Origin of the sequence: Paenibacillus sp. JCM 10914 (assembly GCF_001315105.1) — a bacterium.
GTDB lineage: Bacteria > Bacillota > Bacilli > Paenibacillales > Paenibacillaceae > Paenibacillus_AQ.
The window spans coordinates 1-18,983 of sequence record NZ_BAZR01000031.1 but is presented as its reverse complement, the minus strand read 5'-3'; the positions used below and the strand labels follow the sequence as shown (position 1 = coordinate 18,983).

Genomic DNA, 18,983 nt, shown 5'->3' with positions numbered 1-18,983 from the left:
ATAATTACGCTTCCCCTCATACAATTAATAATCCTTGTTTACTTTGAGCTCTGTCGGTTCTATGAATGAGTAACTTGAGCAGGGGATATGGCTTGCTCTATCCTTTTCTGCCGGGGGTGTCATGTAGTCGTTATAAATCGATTTTAGATACCAGTCATATTCGGTAAATCCCAAAAACTTGTGGCCTTCAAATTCGTACTCACTTAAAGAGTTGAATAGACTCCTTGGAAAACCATAGGAGTGTTTTGGGGGATGTGGCGAACACATATGTCGAACTAAAGTCGATTGATCATTCTTGTTACATAAATCAGCAACTTTATCTCTTATATGGAATAGGGACTCTTTGCTGATTTTCGATATGAGTTTGTAGTAAGTTCGTAAAAGAAGATTCGGATGTACAATCTTTCCTACCTCAGACCATAAAGATTTTCGGATGCAGTAGCAAATAAATTTATGAAGGACTCTTCCTAAATAAGGATTCGGAACGCTATCCAAAGTGAAAATATCTACAAACACACCATTTTGTGATTTAAGATGTTCGTGTCCTGCCCTAACGTACGAAGTGCCTTTCCGAAGCAATCGAGCGTAACCCCATCTGTAATATTGGTCCGTTTTATAATCTTGCAAGAAAAAACAAGAGTGGTTCAGTTCTTCTTCACAGGCATATTTAAACCTTTCGTAATCTTTCCTCAAAATCACGATATCTGCGTCAGGATCCCATGGAATAAATCCTTTATGGCGAACCGCACCAAGAAATGTCCCTCCATCTAAAGAATACTTTATTTTATGTTTTCGGCAGATACGATCAATTTCAATCAGTATCTCAAGCATATTCATTTGCATTTTGCGTAATTCGCTTTTAGAAAGTTCAACGGTTTGAACTTCTCTTCTCATTGCATATCTCATCGTTTTCAAGTACCTTTGATTTAAATTTCAATGATATCTGTTTTGTTTTTAATAAGAAAACATCTGTTCTTTCAGAAACTTGGATGCAAAGTCATGAGCGGCTTCAGGAACAACAAAATAAATTATTTTCTTATTCAAATCAGGGATATCTTTAGACTTTCTAATCTTATACCCTTGATATTCACCGTGTAGTTATCGTCTATAACCGTACATAAGTTCCATTTAGGGAAATGATCGGCGATTATATGGTGCAGGTTCATCGTCTCTCCCTTTACACCACATAATGCATAATTTACTTGTTCCGGCAATTCTGATATTTGTTCTAATGAATCAATGATTCCTTTATTATACACCGATCTCCGTCTATTCTTGTATAAACCGCTTCACTCGTATAAGAGGTGGTTTTCCTCATACGCCTTCTTTATTCTGTAAATGAATTGTTTCTTAATTATCTTTTTGTCCTCTTCGTAGTCGACAGGACTCGGATTCCAGTTGATTTCGCTAAACTCGCCAGGAGTATAGAGTGGCAAATACTTATCAATCCATGAGAATCTGCCGTCAAAGTTTTCACTGACAAGTATGACAGGTATCCCCATTGCCATGCAGGGTGCAGCTACATGTAATCTTGAAGTTACAACGAGACTAGCATTATTTTCATAAAGCTTAAGTTGATTAACACCTTGCTGATAATAATTTTGTTCTTCCTCGTCTGTTAGAAAGATATCTTCGGAAACCCTTCGAATATAAGGCATATGCGTAAGAAACTCCGAATTATCTAAAATACTTTGTGGAATGAAATTCTTCAGACTTGGGGACAATCGACAAAGTAAATCTTGCTATCTTTTGGTGTTTTTTGTCGTTTCGGTAACGTTGCTGTAACACATCCTGACAAATAAGCACGAATACCGTGACTTCTTAAAACAGCCATAGTTTCTTCCGTCCCTACATCCTATTGGCTCATAAGTCTTCAAATGATGTACGAGTTCTGAATCTAAGTTACGCGAATGTAAATGAAAACTTACAAAAACAGGGGTGATCTTGTCTAAAACCGGTAACGCATTATGTTTTTTTCTATCGAAAATCATATTAAAGCAATGGAAAGATAACATAGTCTCCGTCATATGTCTTTGATGAATTTCTATTGATTTTAACGAGTTCAGACTCCCGTATGCCCATCTCTTCATAAATTTTAATCATTGCGTAAGACTGAATGGGATCTCCCAAGTTTGTCCATTTTGTGCCATTGGGTCTAACTGCTTTTCTATATGAGATAATTCCGTACCTCATCCGCTCACCTCAGAAGACTAATTATTTGATGGTTTACTTTTTTGCCACAAGAGCCGTCCGTATTCACTATTGAATTTCTTACATCCCTCAATCGCTCCGCCTTCTTTTCGTCTTCACCGGAAATAAGCAAACGACAAAACTCCTCTATGTTGTAACCATCATTTAAAAAATAGCTGGAAAAATGATCAAATACACATAATTTGCCATTTTTAGCTCGGCTAGTTCCCTGAAGCATTAACACAGGCTTTCCAGTTGCGATATATTGACGTGCCCAAGAACTGGTGTCGCTTATCATCCCGCATGACGCTATGGTTGCAGATAATGTACCTCCAGACTGATCAAGGACAGCATTCTCATGTTTCTGAACCATTTGAATGATTTCATTATACTCACCTAATAAAGCTGGTCTCATAGAGGAGATAGTGGTTTTTAGTAAAGGATGAGGTCTCCATATGAGAAATAATTCATTAAAAGACAGTATGATTGATATTCTTTGCTTTAATTCAGTAAGATAGTTTGGAGCTACCAATAGAGAACCGATGCTGCTATTTAATACAACCGCTTTCTTTCCTTCCATCTTCTTAATCCAATCTGTAGGAATTAGACTTTGCTCCTTGACCATATTTTTCACAGAGTCCAATTTAGGAGAACCAAGTACAAGTAATTTATTTTCATTCACTCCACAGGCTGAATACAGTTTCTTGTGCATATGTGACTGAACAACAATTTGATCCACTGATTTTAAACATGATGTAAGGTGTTTCTGTGCAAAAGCCTCAACATTCGCGTACACTCCGGAAATAAAATATGGAACATAGACAAGTATATTCGTGTATTGTTTTAAATGATGGGAATAATATCTCGGATCAACTGAAGTAACCCTGTTGCTGTCATCATAAGGATTATGAATATATATGATGTCTGGTAAATTTGAACTTAAATCATAGTTGTCATAGTGTACAATGGGGACTTGGTCGGGAAACTGTCCCCCCTCATAATGTATTGCTGCTACCGTTCCATCTGGGTGCTTATCATAATAGGGAATCGGTATAACGGTCGGATTGCACCTCTTGTCTTCCTTAGCCGCTAACCATATACTTTCAAGGCTATCCCACATACTTGATTTATAGGGCATGAAAACCACTTCGATCTTCACTTCAGATTCTTGTTCCAGCTCCCTCTCAACTTTACGAAGCACTTTCTTAAATTTATAAGATAAATCAGAAGCTGCATGACCAGAAGCTGTTTTTTCATGAATATTCTCAAGTATTTCTAATGTCTCATTTAATAAACCTTGATAAAAGTCGAACCGTTCTTCTGTAAGTCCGATTTTAAAAAAATCCATTATAGATTTAATTGTGGAATAGCAGTCGCCAAGGACAATAGCTGCTTGCTGCGAATTCGTAGTCACGGCATAGTTAACACCTTCCAGGATAGTTGGAAGAATACTCATTATTTGTAGTTGTACTTGCTTTCTCACGTTGAGCCTCCGTATCTAGCAGATAATTTACCTAATATATTTATCGACGTTTATTCCAATGATTGTTATGCTATTCAAAAAAAACCCCGTAATCTCCTACTTATATAGGCAGATTCACGGAGTTATTTGTGAAAAAATCAAATTATCTATGTTTTTTTATGTTTTCAACTCGTATCCTGGCTGGTTCAAAATTCATTTCAGCACTTTCATTATAGCAATTGATGGCTATTTCAACTTGGTTTGTCGCCTCATAATATACTCCGAGATTATAGTACGATCTATATGACCCAACACCTTCAACAGACTCGTATATTGGATTTGTCACTTCACCCATTGCAATACAATGCTCGAATGTTTCCTTAATGACTTCTATATCTTTCAGATTACCCCTTTGGATTAGAGAAACTCCATATAGGAAATACAAATCAGTGTAATCAGGGAAGAATTCAAATGCATCATTCAAAAGACGATCTAATATTGGATACTGTGAAGTATTATGCAAGCAGTAACCATATGAAAGGAAAACTGTAGGAAGAAAGGACGGAATTGTGTCCTGTGACGAGATTAATTGCAATACTTCATCAAAATTTTCTATCGCCTGATGATAATGACCGCCTACATAATATGTTTGGCCTATTTGATACCTTAAGTAAGTGGACTCTGGTTCGCTTTTTAGTTGCTTTTCCAGCAGTTCCAAGTTCCTGTTAATTTTTTGTTTTTTCTTTACTTCTGCTTCATCATAGCCAAAATGATGCAAAACAACATTTGTTGTTTTTACTTCATTGATAGAATTTCCTTTATAATAAAGTTGTTCATGAATCATCCCATGATAACGATAATCTTCAGAATTAGGAAATAAACGTGTTATTCTAGAGTTTACATTTCTATAACGATCCAATTTGCTCACTATGTTAACTGAAGCAGGGAGATTTCTAGAATGAGACAAGTATTCATTTAAAGAGGGCACTGTACTTGGGTCTAAAGTTTCATCAGCATCTATAACCAATATGGTTGGCTCACTAGCCAAACTGATAGCATAATTTCTTGCTTCAGAGAAACTATTATTCCATTCGTAATGAAACACGTTAATGCTATTCTGTTCCAACTTTGCAAGGGTCTGATCTGTAGAACCCGTATCCACAACAATGATTTCATTAACTACTGGTTTTAACGATTGAATACACTGTTCGATATACATTTCCTCATCTTTTACAATCAAACAAGCCGAAATCGGTAAAGTTGTTATCATAATCAAGTCCTCACAATAAATTTGAATATATAAATATATAAAGGGCCATTGGCCCTTTATATATTTATAACCGCTTTACTTATATTCAAAATTCAATGTACCGCTTTGCTGTCCATCTGGATTCACAATATAAAAAGATATAATACCCGCTGCGGAAGCTGCCGGGGTTTTAAAGACTACTCGGGTAGAATTCACGAAGGTCACAGCATATTCGATACCGTTAAAAACGATCTTGGCACCAGACCTCAAATTTCTTCCATCAATGTAGATATTCGTACCACCTCTGATTGGACCTGTTGTTGGAGATAACCCTGTTAAAGTTGGAGCAGGTAGAACAGGAGGTGCCTCATAAGTAAATGTCGTTGTTGACGCAGCTCCTGATGGGCTTGATACTGTAAGTTCTACATCTCCTGGAGTTGAAGCAGCAGGTGTTCTAACCACTATCCGAGTGGAATTCACATACGTATACGTCAACTCAACATGATCTAATGTAACGATCATATTAGACGTGAAGTACCTACCGTCAACATAAATATTGGTTCCCCCAGCCATAGGGCCAGAGCTTGGTGAAATACCTGTAATCACTGGCAGGTCTTCAAGGTAGGTATACCCTCCGACAAGGGTGTGAGACTTTCCATCCGGGTTGATTATGGTTACGTCCACGGCTCCTTCCGTACTTACCGCCGGCACCCTGACTCTTACATTAGTTGTACTCATATAAGCAGCCAAATCCAATTGTTCAGTTCCTAATACTACACGGGCACCGCGCTGGAAACCCGTTCCATATAAATCGATCAAGTTACCTCCACGCTTGCTTCCCTGGTTTGGAGCAATACTTGTAATGACCGGATCTGGAAATACTGGGGGTGCATCGTAAGTGAAACCGCCAGCCAATACACCAGACTTCCCATCGGCATTTACAACTTTAACATCCACGGGGCCGGGCATCGTCCCAACAGGAGTCTTAGCTACTAATCTGGTAGCATTAACAAAAGTAGCGTTTAACTCAACTTCTTGTCCATCCATTATGAAATACAGCTTGGAATCTGTTGTAAAGGAAGTTCCATCTATATAAATAGTCGTTCCTCCACCCAATGGCCCATTAGCTGGACTCATCCTCTGAGTGTTGGGGCAGGTCTTTCTGGAGGAGGGTTATAAGTATAGGACCCAGGCAAAGTATGGGATTGCCCATCAGGGTTTACTACTGTTATATCTACCGTTTCAGGTGTGGACCATGCCGGCGTTCTAAATGTCACTCTTGTCGAACTAACATAATTGGCATCTACAGTTTCAGTGCCACCTATTACGATTTTAGCTCCTGATACAAAAAACTTTCCGTCCACATAAACAATTGTCCCCCCAGTCAGCGCTCCATTACTAGGACTTAGCGTTGAGATCAATGGTGCACTAGGCGCAGGCGGCTCTGTATAAGTAAAAGCTTGTTGCAAAACAGACTCTGTTCCATCCCTGTTAACAACTTTTACATCCACCGTCTCCGGTTGTGCCCAGGCAGGAGTTTTCGCTGTTATTCTAGTATTGTCATTATATGCAACAGAGGATGCTTCTACATCGTTAAAGTACACTTTGCTTGTATTATTAAACAGCTTGCCCGTTAAGGTAACAATTGTTCCTCCTGTGACTACACCTTCATTTGGAGACACAGATAATAGTTCAACAGAAGGAAGAGGTTCGTATGTAAAGGCATTTGGAAGTATTAATTCTGTTCCGTCTGGATTTTCGATTGTTACGTCTACTAGGCCCGGTTGTTCAACTTCTGGAGTAACTGCAAATAGATAGGTTGAAGAATGATACGTCACATTCTGCGAGTAATTATCACCAACCTTTACTTTTACACCAGACAAGAAATGCTTACCATTGATGATTAGCCTAGTGCCCCCCGATACCGGACCTTTGTCTGGAGTTAAACTAGATACCTCAGGTTGAGCATAAAATCCAAAATCCGCAGTAGCTGATTGGTTATCTGTATTGGTTAGAGTAACTGTAGTATTGCCTTGTTTGACTGAAGGAGTAGTGACCCTTACTTCAGTATCGCTAATATAGGTTACATTCTTTGCACTCGCTCCACCAAATCTCACTCTCGGATCAGGGAGGAAATTCTCTCCTGTAATCGTGACCTCTTCATTACCTGAAATATGCCCCTTGCTGGGATTAACCAAAGTAATAATAGGTGCAGGATATTTCACTACTACATTAGCTGAAGGAATCGTATATTGTTTATTTGAACCTGCATAATCTTTATAAGTAATATTTGAAGACGATGTAGTTACAGGATATGTACCTGCTACTCTATCGGATTTGTGGCGAACCTTATAAGTAAACTGTAGGTTATCGTTTTTCAACTCCAAAAAACTCCATGTGAGTGTATTACCGTTAACTGTAGGTTTAGGTATGTTTTTGTCGTAAGACCCCGGTACAATTTCGAATGCATTATTGACAACTGCAGTCACAACAATGTCATAAGCGCTAGCCAGGCCAATCTCTTGTACAATAGCTCTGTAAATATCAGCCAACCCTACAGAACCTAGCACAAAATGATGGTGATGTGCAGTAGTGGCCATATTTTTTAATAAGATGTTAGGAGCACTTGTCTCTGGATCGGCATTGGAATTAAGTAATGCAATTGTGTAGAATACAATTCCTGCATCCTTAGCTTCATTCGCCTTTTTCAAAGTATAATCGAAGGCGTTCAATCCATCACCGGTTCCTGTCGCCTCTCCATCTGTCAACAAAACAATAACCGGTTGCGCATCCGTGCGATGAGTAGCCAATAATTCAGTTGCCCTCTGAATAGCATCACCGGTATTAGTCTGGCCACTGGCTCTCAAGGTATCAATATATGCTTTTACGCTTTGTGTATCAGTAGTCAATTCAGTTGACGATATTGTATCACTATAATCAACGATTCCAACACGATGTTTCGTAAAGTCCATTAAATCGATAAAGCCTTTAGCCGAATCCTTGGCGGCATTCATTTTTTCAGTCCCCATGCTTCCAGATCGGTCGATGATGAGGATAACATCATTAGGTTTAACAACATTGACAGGGGGTGTTCCTTTAATATTCAATGTCACCTCTGTCTCGTCCCCGACCAAGATCTCAGTTGGATTAACCTTTGTTGATGCAGTTACATAATCTCCTACTGCACTTTCAATTGGAGTTAATGGAACTACTAGATTTGCACTAACGAATAACATTAAAAGCACTATCAAAAGCTTCCTCAGCTTGATCATACACACCCTCCTAATTATAATTTTCGATCATAGAAATATGATTCTGCGATTCCAGGTGTCTCGTACTGTTTTGATGCTCTTGGTGTCTGCATGCGAGTATGTTGCAATTGATTCATCGAATCCACTAACAACTCTTCCATAGCATGATTTAATTCAGATATGATCTTGAGCAAGTCTCTTTCTGAATCGCTATAAGGGTCATGAGAAAGAGCTTGCAATTCTAGGAATGCTTCATCAATTTCGGACTCTCTTTGTAAAAAACGATTCGCATCTCTGTATTGCAAAATTCCCTCGTATGTCTCCTTTAGTTTCAGCATTAACTGGTAACGGTTCATATCAGTTCCCTCTTGTTGTCTTTGCAATTTGAACTGCTTCTTTCCAAGTCAATGCAAATCCCTGGGCAAATTCCAGGACTTGCTCTAATAACTCTATATCCTTTTCAATGACAAAGGCATTAAGCTGTCTCAAATAAAACATATACAAATCTCGAAGCTGTCCAGAAATTTCATAGTCGAAATTAAGTGTTCCTAGTAACTCGTACAATATAGAACTAGCTCCGTGAATTCTTTCTAACGTCTCCGTTTGTTGATTCTTGAGAAAGTGTACTTTAGCCATATTCAACTTTCGATACAACTCTTCGTATAAAAGGAGAGTTAGTTCACCTGGACTAGCTGTTTCAACCTTGGTTTTAACATATTGTTGTTGATAATTTAACGCATTCATTTCTGCTCTCTCCCTTTTAAACTAGGTTGTCTTTAATTTGAATATGGTATTTACAACAAACACTAATCAACTATACAACTGTGACATAAGCCAAGAACTTTTATTGTTCAATTTTTGCATGGCAAGTTCCATGGCTGTAAATTGCTTATAATAGCGATCTTCGATCATCTTTAGTCTTGCTTCCATAGTAGACATCCGGTCGTTAATGGTGTCGATTTTCTGACCCAGTTGACTCCCATCAACGGCATCAGCTACGGTCCCTGAACCGATTCTTTTAATTATTTTGTTAACAGAGTTCGTAAGCGTCGTATATAATCTTTCCGCATAACCTATTTGGCTCTGGTAAGCACTGTCCTTTGGGTCTAGTGAGCTTGTTTTCGTAAACAACCTCATAATACCATCAGGATCATTGGTTACGGCCTCATTCAGCTTAGTCTCATCGATTTCCAACTTGCCTAGTTCCGTTGTTTTCAAGCCAGTAGTATATTTCTTGAAGGTTATGCCAATATCAGATAACGAATTCATCTCGTCCTTCAAACCACTAACATTATTCACAAGCGCACTATGAAGAGCAGACAGTGTCTCTTGGAGTATATCATCGCGATATAACAAACCAGACTTCGCCTTTGATTCCCATAGATCGATCTGCTTCTCACTCATTGATTCCTTTTGCTCGTCTGTCAATGGGGTATAGTTACGATTGGGAGTAGACTTGGTTTTATCATTCACCAAATCAACTAAACTGTTGTATTGTTCAACAAAGCTTTTAATCTGGTCGACAATATTAGAAGTATCCTTGGCAACGGTAACAGAAACCGTTGTATTTGATACACCTTTTAGATCAAATCGAACCCCATTAAATTCGAAGGCATTATTTTCTATTTCCATATTTTTCCCATTCACTTGCACTAAAGCATTAGATCCTGCAACTGCGCGATTCTCTCTTATTGGATTTCCATCTTGATCAGTTGTATCAACCATCGTGGTCAGTCCAAAAAATTGTGCGGCGGTACTGCTCGAATCATCGTTAACTAGAATGGTTGATGTCTTTCCCGTCGTATTTGAACTCAACATAAATCGGCCATTGATACTATCATAACTCATCGTAACCCCGATGTTGGAACCGTTTACTTGCTTCATAACCGATTCATATGTTGAATCAGCTGTTATCTGTACGGACTTACTGCCGTTTGGACCAACAATTTCAAAAGATCCGGGGGTGTTGATTTTTGATTTTAAGTCGACCGTGACCTTATCACCCGCAATAAGAGCACTCGACGCAAGACTGTCGACGCGAATCGCGAAACTGCCACTGGAAGCCGTAGAAGAAGCCGTTGCCGTAACCACACTATTATCGCTGCTTGAAGCAGACTGCTTGTTAAAAGCATTGGAGAAACGCATCTTCTCAACCAGATTACGAATCGAGGTTAAAGCTGTATTCGTTTCTCTATAAGACTCTCTTTTCCAAGCGATGGTTTGCTTCTCTTGAATCAGCTTATTTAACGGTGTCCTCTGAGCTTGCATGAGCTCTTTAATTAAAGTGTCTGTATCCAATCCTGAAGCCATTCCACTCAATCTTATCGGCATTTTTTTCCCTCCCAACCTTTATTTCCTTTCGTCTAGGAATAAACCGACTTGCTCGCATAAATTTTGAACTAAATCAAGATATTTCTCAGGAGGAATCTCTCGCACAATTTCATCCGTTTCCGTATTTAAAACTTTGACGATTAATTTTTGGCTTTGCTTATGCAAAGACCATTGCAGATGAGTATCCATTCGTTGAAGGACCTTATTCCCATGCTCGATTAAATCGTTGAGTCGTTTCTCGCCGATAGAGTTAATATTATTTACTTGCTGACTGGTGCTCTTACCTTCGTTCTGACTCAACTGAAGGGACTCTTGCGATGGGGGAATTTTCACATCAGAGAACGCATCTACTCGCATCCTTCTCAACTCCCTGAATTAATTATAGAAAAAGAGCCCGCCGGTTAACCCGGCCGGCTCCACGTTAAATTATCAATTAACGAAGCAACTGCAGTACGCCTTGTGGTTGTTGGTTAGCTTGTGCCAACATCGCAGTCGCAGCTTGCTGAAGAATATTAATCTTCGTGGATTCACTCATTTCTTTCGCCATATCTACATCACGGATACGGGATTCGGCAGCTTGCAAGTTTTCAGAAGTCGTTCCCAGGTTATTGATTGTGTGTTCCAAACGATTTTGAACAGCACCAAGATTGGAACGGATATCAGACACCGTGTCAATTGCCGCCTTGATGATCGTCATATTCCCTTTAGCTTGATCATTTGTGGCATCTTCCAGATCTTCCAAATCATCGAGACCAAGCTCTGTAGCAGTAGCCTTTTGAAGGTTAATAGTAATCGTCTCATCTTCATTGGCACCTACTTGGAAAGTAAGGGAGGCTGGAGCAGCATTCCCGAGAAGATTCTTAGTATTAAAGGAAGTTTGTTCGGCAATGTTATTAATTTGTTCTTTCAACTGTGTAATTTCTGATTGAATTTTCGTTACGTCCGAAGTAGTCAACGTTTCGTTGGCAGCTTGAGTAAACAGTTCACCCATACGTTGGAGCATTGCATGAGTCTCATTCAGTGCACCTTCAGCAGTTTGAATCAGAGAGATACCATCCAGAGCATTTTTGGAAGCTTGCTCCAGACCGCGGATTTGATTACGCATTTTCTCGGAAATCGCCAAACCAGCAGCATCATCAGCTGCGCGGTTAATACGGTAACCCGAAGACAATTTCTCCAAAGATTTACTTTGAGCATTGTTGTTAGCGGTCAGCTGACGCTGAGTGTTGTAAGAACTGATATTGTGGTTAATACGCATGATAGAATTCCTCCCTGGAATGTGTTGGTGATTAGCATCCATGCTTCACCCATTTGTGATCGAAGAATAGCGTTCGGCCGTCACTGCCATATCTTCCGACCCATATTATATATATCGGCTTATTCACCCTTTTGTTTATAGCTATTTAAGAAATTCAATAAGATTTCTAATTCTTTTTTTGTCTGGCTAGACCATTTAAAATACCCTTAATTTCGACGTTAAACTCAATGGCATGCTGGTTCTGCTGTTTAATCGATTCATAAATTTCTTCACGGTATATCGAGACATTCGATGGAGCCTCAATGCCAATCCGAACTTGATCCCCATTGATTTCAATGATGGAGAGAACGATATTGTCATTGATCATGATTTTCTGACCTCTATTCCTGGACAAGATCAACATTCGAATCTTCTCCTTCCTTCCCACCAAACAACGAGTGTTTTGTCGTATAGCTCCCATGCTCCAATACAATTTGAGCTGCAAAGCTTTTAGCCCTGTTTAGTACGATCGGTGCTCTTAAATTGCAAGTAATATCACTAGCTGAACGAGCCGTTACGATTACTAGTACCTGAACATCCTTCTCATCGACTACTTCTAAAGCATCCATCCAATGGGAGTCCAAATGAAATTCATACTCGTTAACGAAAACAAATGGATCTGTCACTATAAACGTCAAGTTTTGATCTTCTACGGATTGCAGGAATTCGAATGGAAGTTGGCTGTCTTCAGATTGAATAAAAACATACTTTTGAAAGTAGCCAAACCCCAAAATTGGACCCTTGAAGGTAATTACTTCTTTCTCATCAATTTCAATTTCCCCAAATCTTCTGGTATTGACAATCATGTTTCTAAACCTCCCTTTCTAACAACAATAGCTATAACGACAGGTGTCTATTATAGCTATTGTATATCTGCCGTTAGACAACCGCATTCAGTTGTCCCCCCGCCACAGACATAGATATGTAATTTTTTTGGATCAGATACGAATTAACCTTGCCGGGATAATAATCAACAACCGGCTTATAGGTTTCAGGACTGAAGGTCACTCCTCCAGGTGTATAATTCATTTGCAATTTCCCAGGAGTAAAAGTGACATCCACATTATCATACCCCGGCTCTCCCACGATCTCAACTCTAGGCCGAGCTTTAAATACATTATCCCTTGCAATCTCCGCAAATACATTCTTACTTTTTTGAAAGTGCATCATCCGGTCTCCGTTACGGGCAATCTCCGCGATATTATGCATTGATATCTCCATAGAAGATTGTGCAATACGGTCATTAACTTCTACAATACGCGCTATGCCTAGAGCTGACCAGGCTTTTCTCGAATCAATCTCCAATGTAGGATTGGTTCTTTTCACTTCAATTTCACCTTGTTGCTGATTCATATTCAAGGAAGGCCGGGGTTGCTCAATGTTATGCTTTCCTCTGGTTGTTTCGATCCCTAATCTGGAATATTCCTGCTGAATTTGAATACGAGGGAAGTTCATTCATTTCCCTCCTCTATCTAAGGAAGTCCATTAAACTTGGACGAATAATACGAGCCATCGTATCCAATGACGCCTGATAGATACTTTCCGATGTTTTCAATCCAATAATAACTTTTGAGATATCAGCATCCTCGACTTTGGATTGTAGATCCATATAGTTCAAATTCAAATCGCCTAGGCGACTCAGAGTAAATTCCAGACGATTTTGTTTGCCGCCCATTTCTGCCTGTGCAGTAATGGTTGTCTCCAAATTTTTCTGTAGTGAAGGGATGGCACTTTGAATTCCTGCTGTATCATCTGCCAATAAAGCCTGCTTCAAGTTATTAACAACCGCGAAGATACCATCAGCATCACCATGAGATCCAAATACCTGCTCCCCGAGCGTATTCACAGACACAGTGATCCCTGCGCCCACTTGATACCTTACTTCGCCGTTATCCAAATCATAAGCAGTGTTAATTGGATCATCAGGAAAAGGCTTCTGATCCGTTCTTTCTCCATTAAATATATATTTTCCTTTGAATTGAGAATTACCCAGTGAGACAAGTTGTTGATATAACTGATCCACCTCAGCTGCAATATTTTCCCTTGCATCCTTTGGAACTGTATCTGTTCCACCCTGCACTGCCAGTTCTGAAAGCTTTTGGATAATTTGAGTGACCTCGGTCATCACCGTGTCTCCATATTTCAGCCAAGCATCTGCGTCCTCCGCATTCTGTTCGAACTGCGTGGTAGCCGTAATCTGCCCACGGTATTGTAGTGCACTGGCTATACCCACCGGATCGTCGGAAGGGCGGTTGATGCGGCGCTGGGTCATCATCTGTTCCTGGTATTTGTCAAGACGTTTGTAGTTCCCCTGCAAGCCGCTCATCATGGAACTAGTCATCATAGATTGGGTTATACGCATGGATTAAGCCTCCTATCTGCCGACGATGCCGGTACCGTTAATTAGTTTGTCCAACATTTCATCAATCGTGGTTACGACGCGGGATGAAGCACTGTAAGCATGTTGGAATCGAATCAAATCCGACATTTCCTCGTCTAGCGATACACTGCTGATCGATAGACGCAATGTGTCTGCATGCTCTACGAGCAGTGTGCCGTTCTCTACCATCTTAATGGCGTTGCTGCTGTCTGAACCCAATTTGGAGATAACGGACTGCAGATAACCTTCGAAGTTCGTAATATCCGTAATGGCACCGTTATTATTGTTCGGATTAAAGCTGAACGTCCGCTCAGATAAACCAGCAATCAGAAGCGCCATGCCCCCGTTACCCTTCAGCACCACTTCCGAAGTGGAACCATCCGGATTGTTGCGCATTTCCGTACGAAGGGAAGCCCCGATATTCTTCAAATCGGATTGGACGCTTTGGCTAAGCCTCATATTACCCGCAGTAATCGTTCCGCCATCGGCTGCAACGAAGAAGTCGGTTCCATTGGTTGCCGGCTCATTAAGCGTGTAGCCCAGCTTGTGCAGGCCATTCAATCCATCCACGGTATGCTTCGTATCCTCTGCAAGCTTACGCGGATTACCCGGGTCCATGACCGCACCTGGGATAGTTACTCCAGGAGGAAGAATCGTACCTGCGGGTAACGTCACTTCCACTTGACCGGTAGCGAGCGTATTGGCCATAATGTTGAGCTGCGAGATGTATCCTTGTACATGAACATCACGCGAGGTAACATAGCCAGCAATCTCACCGCCTGTAAGAGTAGCCGTAATCGCTGCAGTTATTGGCGTTGAGATCATATCGTCCACTACTAGCTGGCCACCGAAGGTTACTTGGTAAGTATCACCGGTCTCGTTCACGTTCACGTTCCCAAGCATGGACAGTTGGTCAACGAGCAAGTCCCGCTTATCCCGCAGGTCGTTCGCGTTATCGCCAAGACCTTCGATTCGCTTAATACTCTGCGTAAGTTCCGCAATCTGGTCTATGTAATTGTTCGCTTCCCCAACCTTCGTGTCGATACGGGATGTCAGGTTATTGCTGAGCGTCGTTAGCTGCGAGTGTATATGGTTGAATGTCTCCGTCAATGCGATTGCTTTCTGCTGCACGGCCATACGAGCCGACAAGTCGGTATCGCTCGGGTTCTTGCTTAGCGTCTGCCAAGCTGTCCAGAACTCGGCAATACTAGCACTTAAACTGCTGTCTGAAGGTTCATTAAAAATACCCTCTATATTAGAAAGTGTCTCTTGTTGTACACTCCAAGTCGAAAGATTCGTATTCTGATTACGATATTCAATATCCAACAGGAAGTCCCGCACGCGCCTAATGCTATCAGCTTCAACCCCCATACCAAGCTGACCCGCTGCCATGGTCCGCTGCAGACCGGGAAAAGAAAGCGGATTAGCCGCTACGAGTCTCGTGGTCTGGCGAGAATAACCTGGTGTATTGGCATTCGTAACGTTATGTCCTGCTGTATTCAGCGCTGCTTGCTGGGCGATCAAGCCCCTCTTACCAATTTCGAGCAAGTGAAATGTCGATCTCATCGTTCATGTTCCTTTCTTCTTATGCCCTGGTATCAAACATGCTTCGGCCTTTGCCTGCACTCTGCTGCTGCTTCGGATGTTGATATAACAGATCGTCTTCCGGACGGCTAACCAGCAGATTGAGGCTATAATCAATGAACGCTAATGACTGCTCAATCAGTTCCTTATTCATTGCATTCAATTCCTTTAATGCCATGAGCCTGTCCATTAACTGTTGCTGCACTTGAAGCAACTCGTTCTTCTCATCCGGATTGAATACAAGACGGGTCATTTCGGTAACCGTCAGCTGAAGCTGGGAGCGGATGCCCTTCTCACGTAAGAACTCATCTGCGGCATCTTGCCTCTGCCTCTCCGTTTCCGCCACCTGCTTCAGCAGGCGGTTCTCCTTGGTCATGACCGATGTCAGACGCTCTACATCGTTATCCAAGATCGCCTGCCGTTTGTCTTGTCCTGCGGCGATCAGCTGTTCATGCAGCTCATCCTGCCGCTTCATATAATCGATAATGGATCTAACACTCAATTGGATTCACCCGATTTATTATAAGATTGAAAATAGGGGAGCATCTTGTCTGCCAAACGATCCGCCGGTACCTCATAGGTGCCGTTGGCTACGGACTCCTTCAGGCGCTGGATCTTCTCCGCGCGCTCAGGGTCCTGAACCTTACTCATTGCGCTGAGCTCCATCGCCTGCGGCGAAATGGACACCTCATCCTTGCGACGTTTCTTCTTATCGATTGGCTGCATCTCCCGTGATTCTATATTCCGCTGATACGAATTGATGCCGTTCACACGTCCCGATTCGTTAATCTTCACGTCAATCACCTCACTTAAAATAAAAGACCGATAAGCTTTACTAAGTTTATCGGCCGGATATGAAACATTGTTAATAGTTCTATAGTTAGTATTTACGCTCGTTATCCACGGCACGGTATGTCTGGCGCTCATGCGTAGACCCAGTCTTATGGTCCTGGTCCGTCGATGTCGCTTGCCGCAGCTCCCTTGTCAGGCGAGTCCGACAGGAGTCGCACATATTGCTCTCCCGGATCAATATCCCGCATACTTCGCAGGGGTAGGCCAAGTTCGGCGCATTCGCGATCGAGATCCGACCTTCCTTGATAAACTTCGTGATTTGCCTTACGGATACTTCCGTGGCTTCAGATACTTCATGAATGGTTGCACCCTTCTGCTCACGCAGATAGGTGACGCACTTCTCGTATTCTTTCTCGATTAATTTCATGCACGCAGGACAGAGTTCCCGTAGGTTCAGCGTATATAGCTTACCACAGCGCGGACAATTTCCCAGATTCATGCTCAACAACCTCCATGCTACATCGAACCTTTTTTGATAACCCTAGATTACCTTATCTTAAGTCCTGCGTCTATCACCCAAAGCGAGATTTCATACTTTTTACCTGATTTGCAGCGATTACGACCTCGCCCACGTTAAACTATAGATTTCGATCGGCCAGCCAAGCTGCACTTCATACCGTTTTAATACCGCAGCGCAGGCATTGATGGTACTGCCTGTGGTGTAGATATCATCTATCAATAGTAGACAGAGCGGTGTTTGCCCTCGTTCATCTACAGATTCCTTCACGCGCATCCTTACAATCTGATCTAGCGTTCCAGGCGCCTCCGGCATGACACCGAATACATTTTGCATGTCTCTCAACCGATCCATTCGGCTCTTGAAGCTTTGCTTGTCCGTGTGTCGGTTTCGGACTAACAATCTAACATAAGGAAGCTGCATTCGCGCTGCCAATCCTTGAGCAAGAACCTCCGCTTGATTGAATCCACGCTCGCGTAATCGTTCATCGCTAACGGGAACCGAGGTCACCGCATGTATATTCCACTGTCGGTGTTGATCACGCGTCCCATGATTGGCTTCACGATGCAATTGCGCATACGCCCGAACCAGCATTGCGATCAGCACATTCGCATATCCTTCATTTCCTCTGTATTTATACTGTGCCAGCCATTCTCTCATCTGCTCGGTATAGGTCACCGCGCTTCGGTTAAGCACAAAGCTGCGTTCATCCAGGTCCACTCGACTACAATCCGGACACCCTATCCCTCTTCCACAGCGTAGACAACGCACGTTTGCAATCCAGGGAATACGGCTGCGGCAGGCATGACATACATTCGGCAACTCCCGTGTAAATGAACCGGTCTTGCCGCAAGTCAGGCAATTTTCCTTCTCAGGTGCCATCAGGCGATGCGCATAGCCCAGCAAACGATTAAACATTCCGATCAATGATCCCGCCTCCTCTTGGCTTCTTGAGTACCTTCTAGCAAATACCCGCCTTTACGCGCAATCCGGTTCATCGCTTTGATCTGGCTAACGGCTGCGCTTTGACCGCGCGTCCAATATGGCGCTGCAAACACGACCCTGCCCGCAGGATCGTCCTTCGATCTCCCGGCACGTCCCGCCATCTGAATCAAAGCCGCCTCATCAAACAGCTCACTATCGGCGTCTGCAATAAACACATCGCTCATCGGGACGGTCACTCCTCGCTCCAATATCGTGGTCGTCACAAGCAAGCGAATGGCCCGGTTCCGAAAGGACATCACTTTCTCTGCCCTGGCGGGATCCACCGAGGATGTGCCCTCAATCTGCAAATTCGGTATAGCGCTGCGAAGCAAGTCCAGAAACGGTTCGATGTGCTTGATCCTTGAGACGAAGAGGAACACTTGCGCTCCGCGTTCAAGTGATGCTTTCAAACTCCGTACCAAAGCCATCGGCAACTTCTTCTGCTGCAGACAGCGGGCAACCGTCGCTATTTTCAGCTTGCGAGGAACCGGTAAAGGGTGCCCATGGAACCGGGCCGGCACCTTAGCGTGCGGCAGTATTCCGGCCTTGGCCTCTCGTTGCAGCGGAGCCGGGGGCGTGGCTGATAAGTAAATATATTTGCCACCAATCTTGCACGCCCCTCGTGCTGCATGATCCAGCATCGGATCATTGTGATAGGGGAACGCATCGATCTCATCTATAACAACCAGATCAAAGGCTTCGTTAAAGCGCAGTAGTTGATGTGTCGTGGATAACGTAATCGTCCCGCGCTTCCAGCGATCCGGACTGCCGCCATAGAGCGTGACCACGTTCTCATCAGGAAAAGCCTTCGCTAACCGCGGCGCAAGCTCGAGCACCACGTCACGCCTCGGTGCAGCGACCAGCACACGCCCGCCCGCATCCAAAATCGCTTGCAGCAGCGGAAAGATCATCTCCGTCTTTCCGGCCCCGGTCACCGCCCAGATGA

The 18,983-nt window shown here is 42.5% G+C and carries 21 protein-coding genes; all 21 read right to left on the bottom strand.

The window, feature by feature from the left end:
* Positions 1-24: 24 nt before the first annotated feature.
* A complete protein-coding gene (locus JCM10914_RS23550; RefSeq protein WP_023965488.1) occupies positions 25-894 on the bottom strand; it encodes a phosphorylcholine transferase LicD in 870 nt (289 codons plus the stop codon).
* A 395-nt stretch (positions 895-1,289) separates the two neighbouring features.
* Complete coding sequence (locus JCM10914_RS23545) at positions 1,290-1,658, bottom strand: hypothetical protein (protein ID WP_036719809.1); 369 nt, start codon at positions 1,656-1,658, stop codon at positions 1,290-1,292.
* Positions 1,659-2,197: 539 nt separating this feature from the next.
* Positions 2,198-3,673 (bottom strand): hypothetical protein, encoded by a 1,476-nt coding sequence (locus JCM10914_RS23535; protein ID WP_023965482.1) that lies wholly within the window; start codon positions 3,671-3,673, stop codon positions 2,198-2,200.
* Between the two features lie 142 nt (positions 3,674-3,815).
* Positions 3,816-4,922, bottom strand: coding sequence for a glycosyltransferase (locus JCM10914_RS23530; protein ID WP_023965480.1), 1,107 nt, complete (start codon positions 4,920-4,922; stop codon positions 3,816-3,818).
* Between the two features lie 75 nt (positions 4,923-4,997).
* Positions 4,998-6,038: an IPT/TIG domain-containing protein gene (locus tag JCM10914_RS23525; protein ID WP_023965478.1), complete on the bottom strand. Its 1,041-nt coding sequence runs from the start codon at positions 6,036-6,038 to the stop codon at positions 4,998-5,000.
* Entirely contained in the window at positions 6,035-8,173 is a 2,139-nt protein-coding gene (locus tag JCM10914_RS23520; RefSeq protein ID WP_023965476.1) for an IPT/TIG domain-containing protein, read from the bottom strand. Before JCM10914_RS23520 ends, JCM10914_RS23525 begins: the two co-directional genes overlap by 4 nt.
* Positions 8,174-8,187: 14 nt before the next feature.
* On the bottom strand, positions 8,188-8,508 hold the full coding sequence (locus tag JCM10914_RS23515) for a hypothetical protein (protein ID WP_036719802.1): 321 nt from the start codon (positions 8,506-8,508) through the stop codon (positions 8,188-8,190).
* 1 nt (position 8,509) lies between these two features.
* Complete coding sequence (gene fliS / locus JCM10914_RS23510) at positions 8,510-8,896, bottom strand: flagellar export chaperone FliS (RefSeq protein WP_023965474.1); 387 nt, start codon at positions 8,894-8,896, stop codon at positions 8,510-8,512.
* A gap of 66 nt (positions 8,897-8,962) precedes the next feature.
* Entirely contained in the window at positions 8,963-10,483 is a 1,521-nt protein-coding gene (fliD, locus tag JCM10914_RS23505) for a flagellar filament capping protein FliD (protein ID WP_023965472.1), read from the bottom strand.
* A gap of 18 nt (positions 10,484-10,501) precedes the next feature.
* A complete protein-coding gene (locus tag JCM10914_RS23500; RefSeq protein ID WP_036719799.1) occupies positions 10,502-10,840 on the bottom strand; it encodes a flagellar protein FlaG in 339 nt (112 codons plus the stop codon).
* 76 nt (positions 10,841-10,916) lie between these two features.
* Positions 10,917-11,741, bottom strand: a complete 825-nt coding sequence (locus JCM10914_RS23495) for a flagellin (protein ID WP_023965470.1) — start codon at positions 11,739-11,741, stop codon at positions 10,917-10,919.
* 166 nt (positions 11,742-11,907) lie between these two features.
* Positions 11,908-12,108 carry a carbon storage regulator gene (locus JCM10914_RS23490; protein ID WP_231638746.1) on the bottom strand — a complete coding sequence of 67 codons (201 nt, stop codon included), beginning with the start codon at positions 12,106-12,108 and terminating at the stop codon, positions 11,908-11,910.
* A gap of 13 nt (positions 12,109-12,121) precedes the next feature.
* Entirely contained in the window at positions 12,122-12,586 is a 465-nt protein-coding gene (gene fliW, locus JCM10914_RS23485) for a flagellar assembly protein FliW (protein WP_036719796.1), read from the bottom strand.
* 73 nt (positions 12,587-12,659) lie between these two features.
* Positions 12,660-13,235: a DUF6470 family protein gene (locus JCM10914_RS23480; protein ID WP_023965466.1), complete on the bottom strand. Its 576-nt coding sequence runs from the start codon at positions 13,233-13,235 to the stop codon at positions 12,660-12,662.
* A 13-nt stretch (positions 13,236-13,248) separates the two neighbouring features.
* Positions 13,249-14,142, bottom strand: a complete 894-nt coding sequence (gene flgL / locus JCM10914_RS23475) for a flagellar hook-associated protein FlgL (protein WP_023965464.1) — start codon at positions 14,140-14,142, stop codon at positions 13,249-13,251.
* A gap of 12 nt (positions 14,143-14,154) precedes the next feature.
* On the bottom strand, positions 14,155-15,726 hold the full coding sequence (gene flgK / locus JCM10914_RS23470) for a flagellar hook-associated protein FlgK (RefSeq protein WP_023965462.1): 1,572 nt from the start codon (positions 15,724-15,726) through the stop codon (positions 14,155-14,157).
* Between the two features lie 19 nt (positions 15,727-15,745).
* Complete coding sequence (locus JCM10914_RS23465) at positions 15,746-16,246, bottom strand: flagellar protein FlgN (RefSeq protein WP_023965460.1); 501 nt, start codon at positions 16,244-16,246, stop codon at positions 15,746-15,748.
* On the bottom strand, positions 16,243-16,539 hold the full coding sequence (gene flgM, locus JCM10914_RS23460) for a flagellar biosynthesis anti-sigma factor FlgM (RefSeq protein ID WP_023965458.1): 297 nt from the start codon (positions 16,537-16,539) through the stop codon (positions 16,243-16,245). Before flgM ends, JCM10914_RS23465 begins: the two co-directional genes overlap by 4 nt.
* Positions 16,540-16,624: 85 nt before the next feature.
* The gene (locus tag JCM10914_RS23455) at positions 16,625-17,035 is read right to left on the bottom strand and encodes a TIGR03826 family flagellar region protein (RefSeq protein ID WP_036719793.1); all 411 of its coding nucleotides are present in this window, start codon (positions 17,033-17,035) and stop codon (positions 16,625-16,627) included.
* A gap of 117 nt (positions 17,036-17,152) precedes the next feature.
* A complete protein-coding gene (locus JCM10914_RS23450; protein WP_036719828.1) occupies positions 17,153-17,971 on the bottom strand; it encodes a ComF family protein in 819 nt (272 codons plus the stop codon).
* Between the two features lie 5 nt (positions 17,972-17,976).
* Positions 17,977-18,983: helicase-related protein (locus JCM10914_RS23445; RefSeq protein ID WP_036719790.1), on the bottom strand; the 1,007-nt coding region annotated here is incomplete at its 5' end.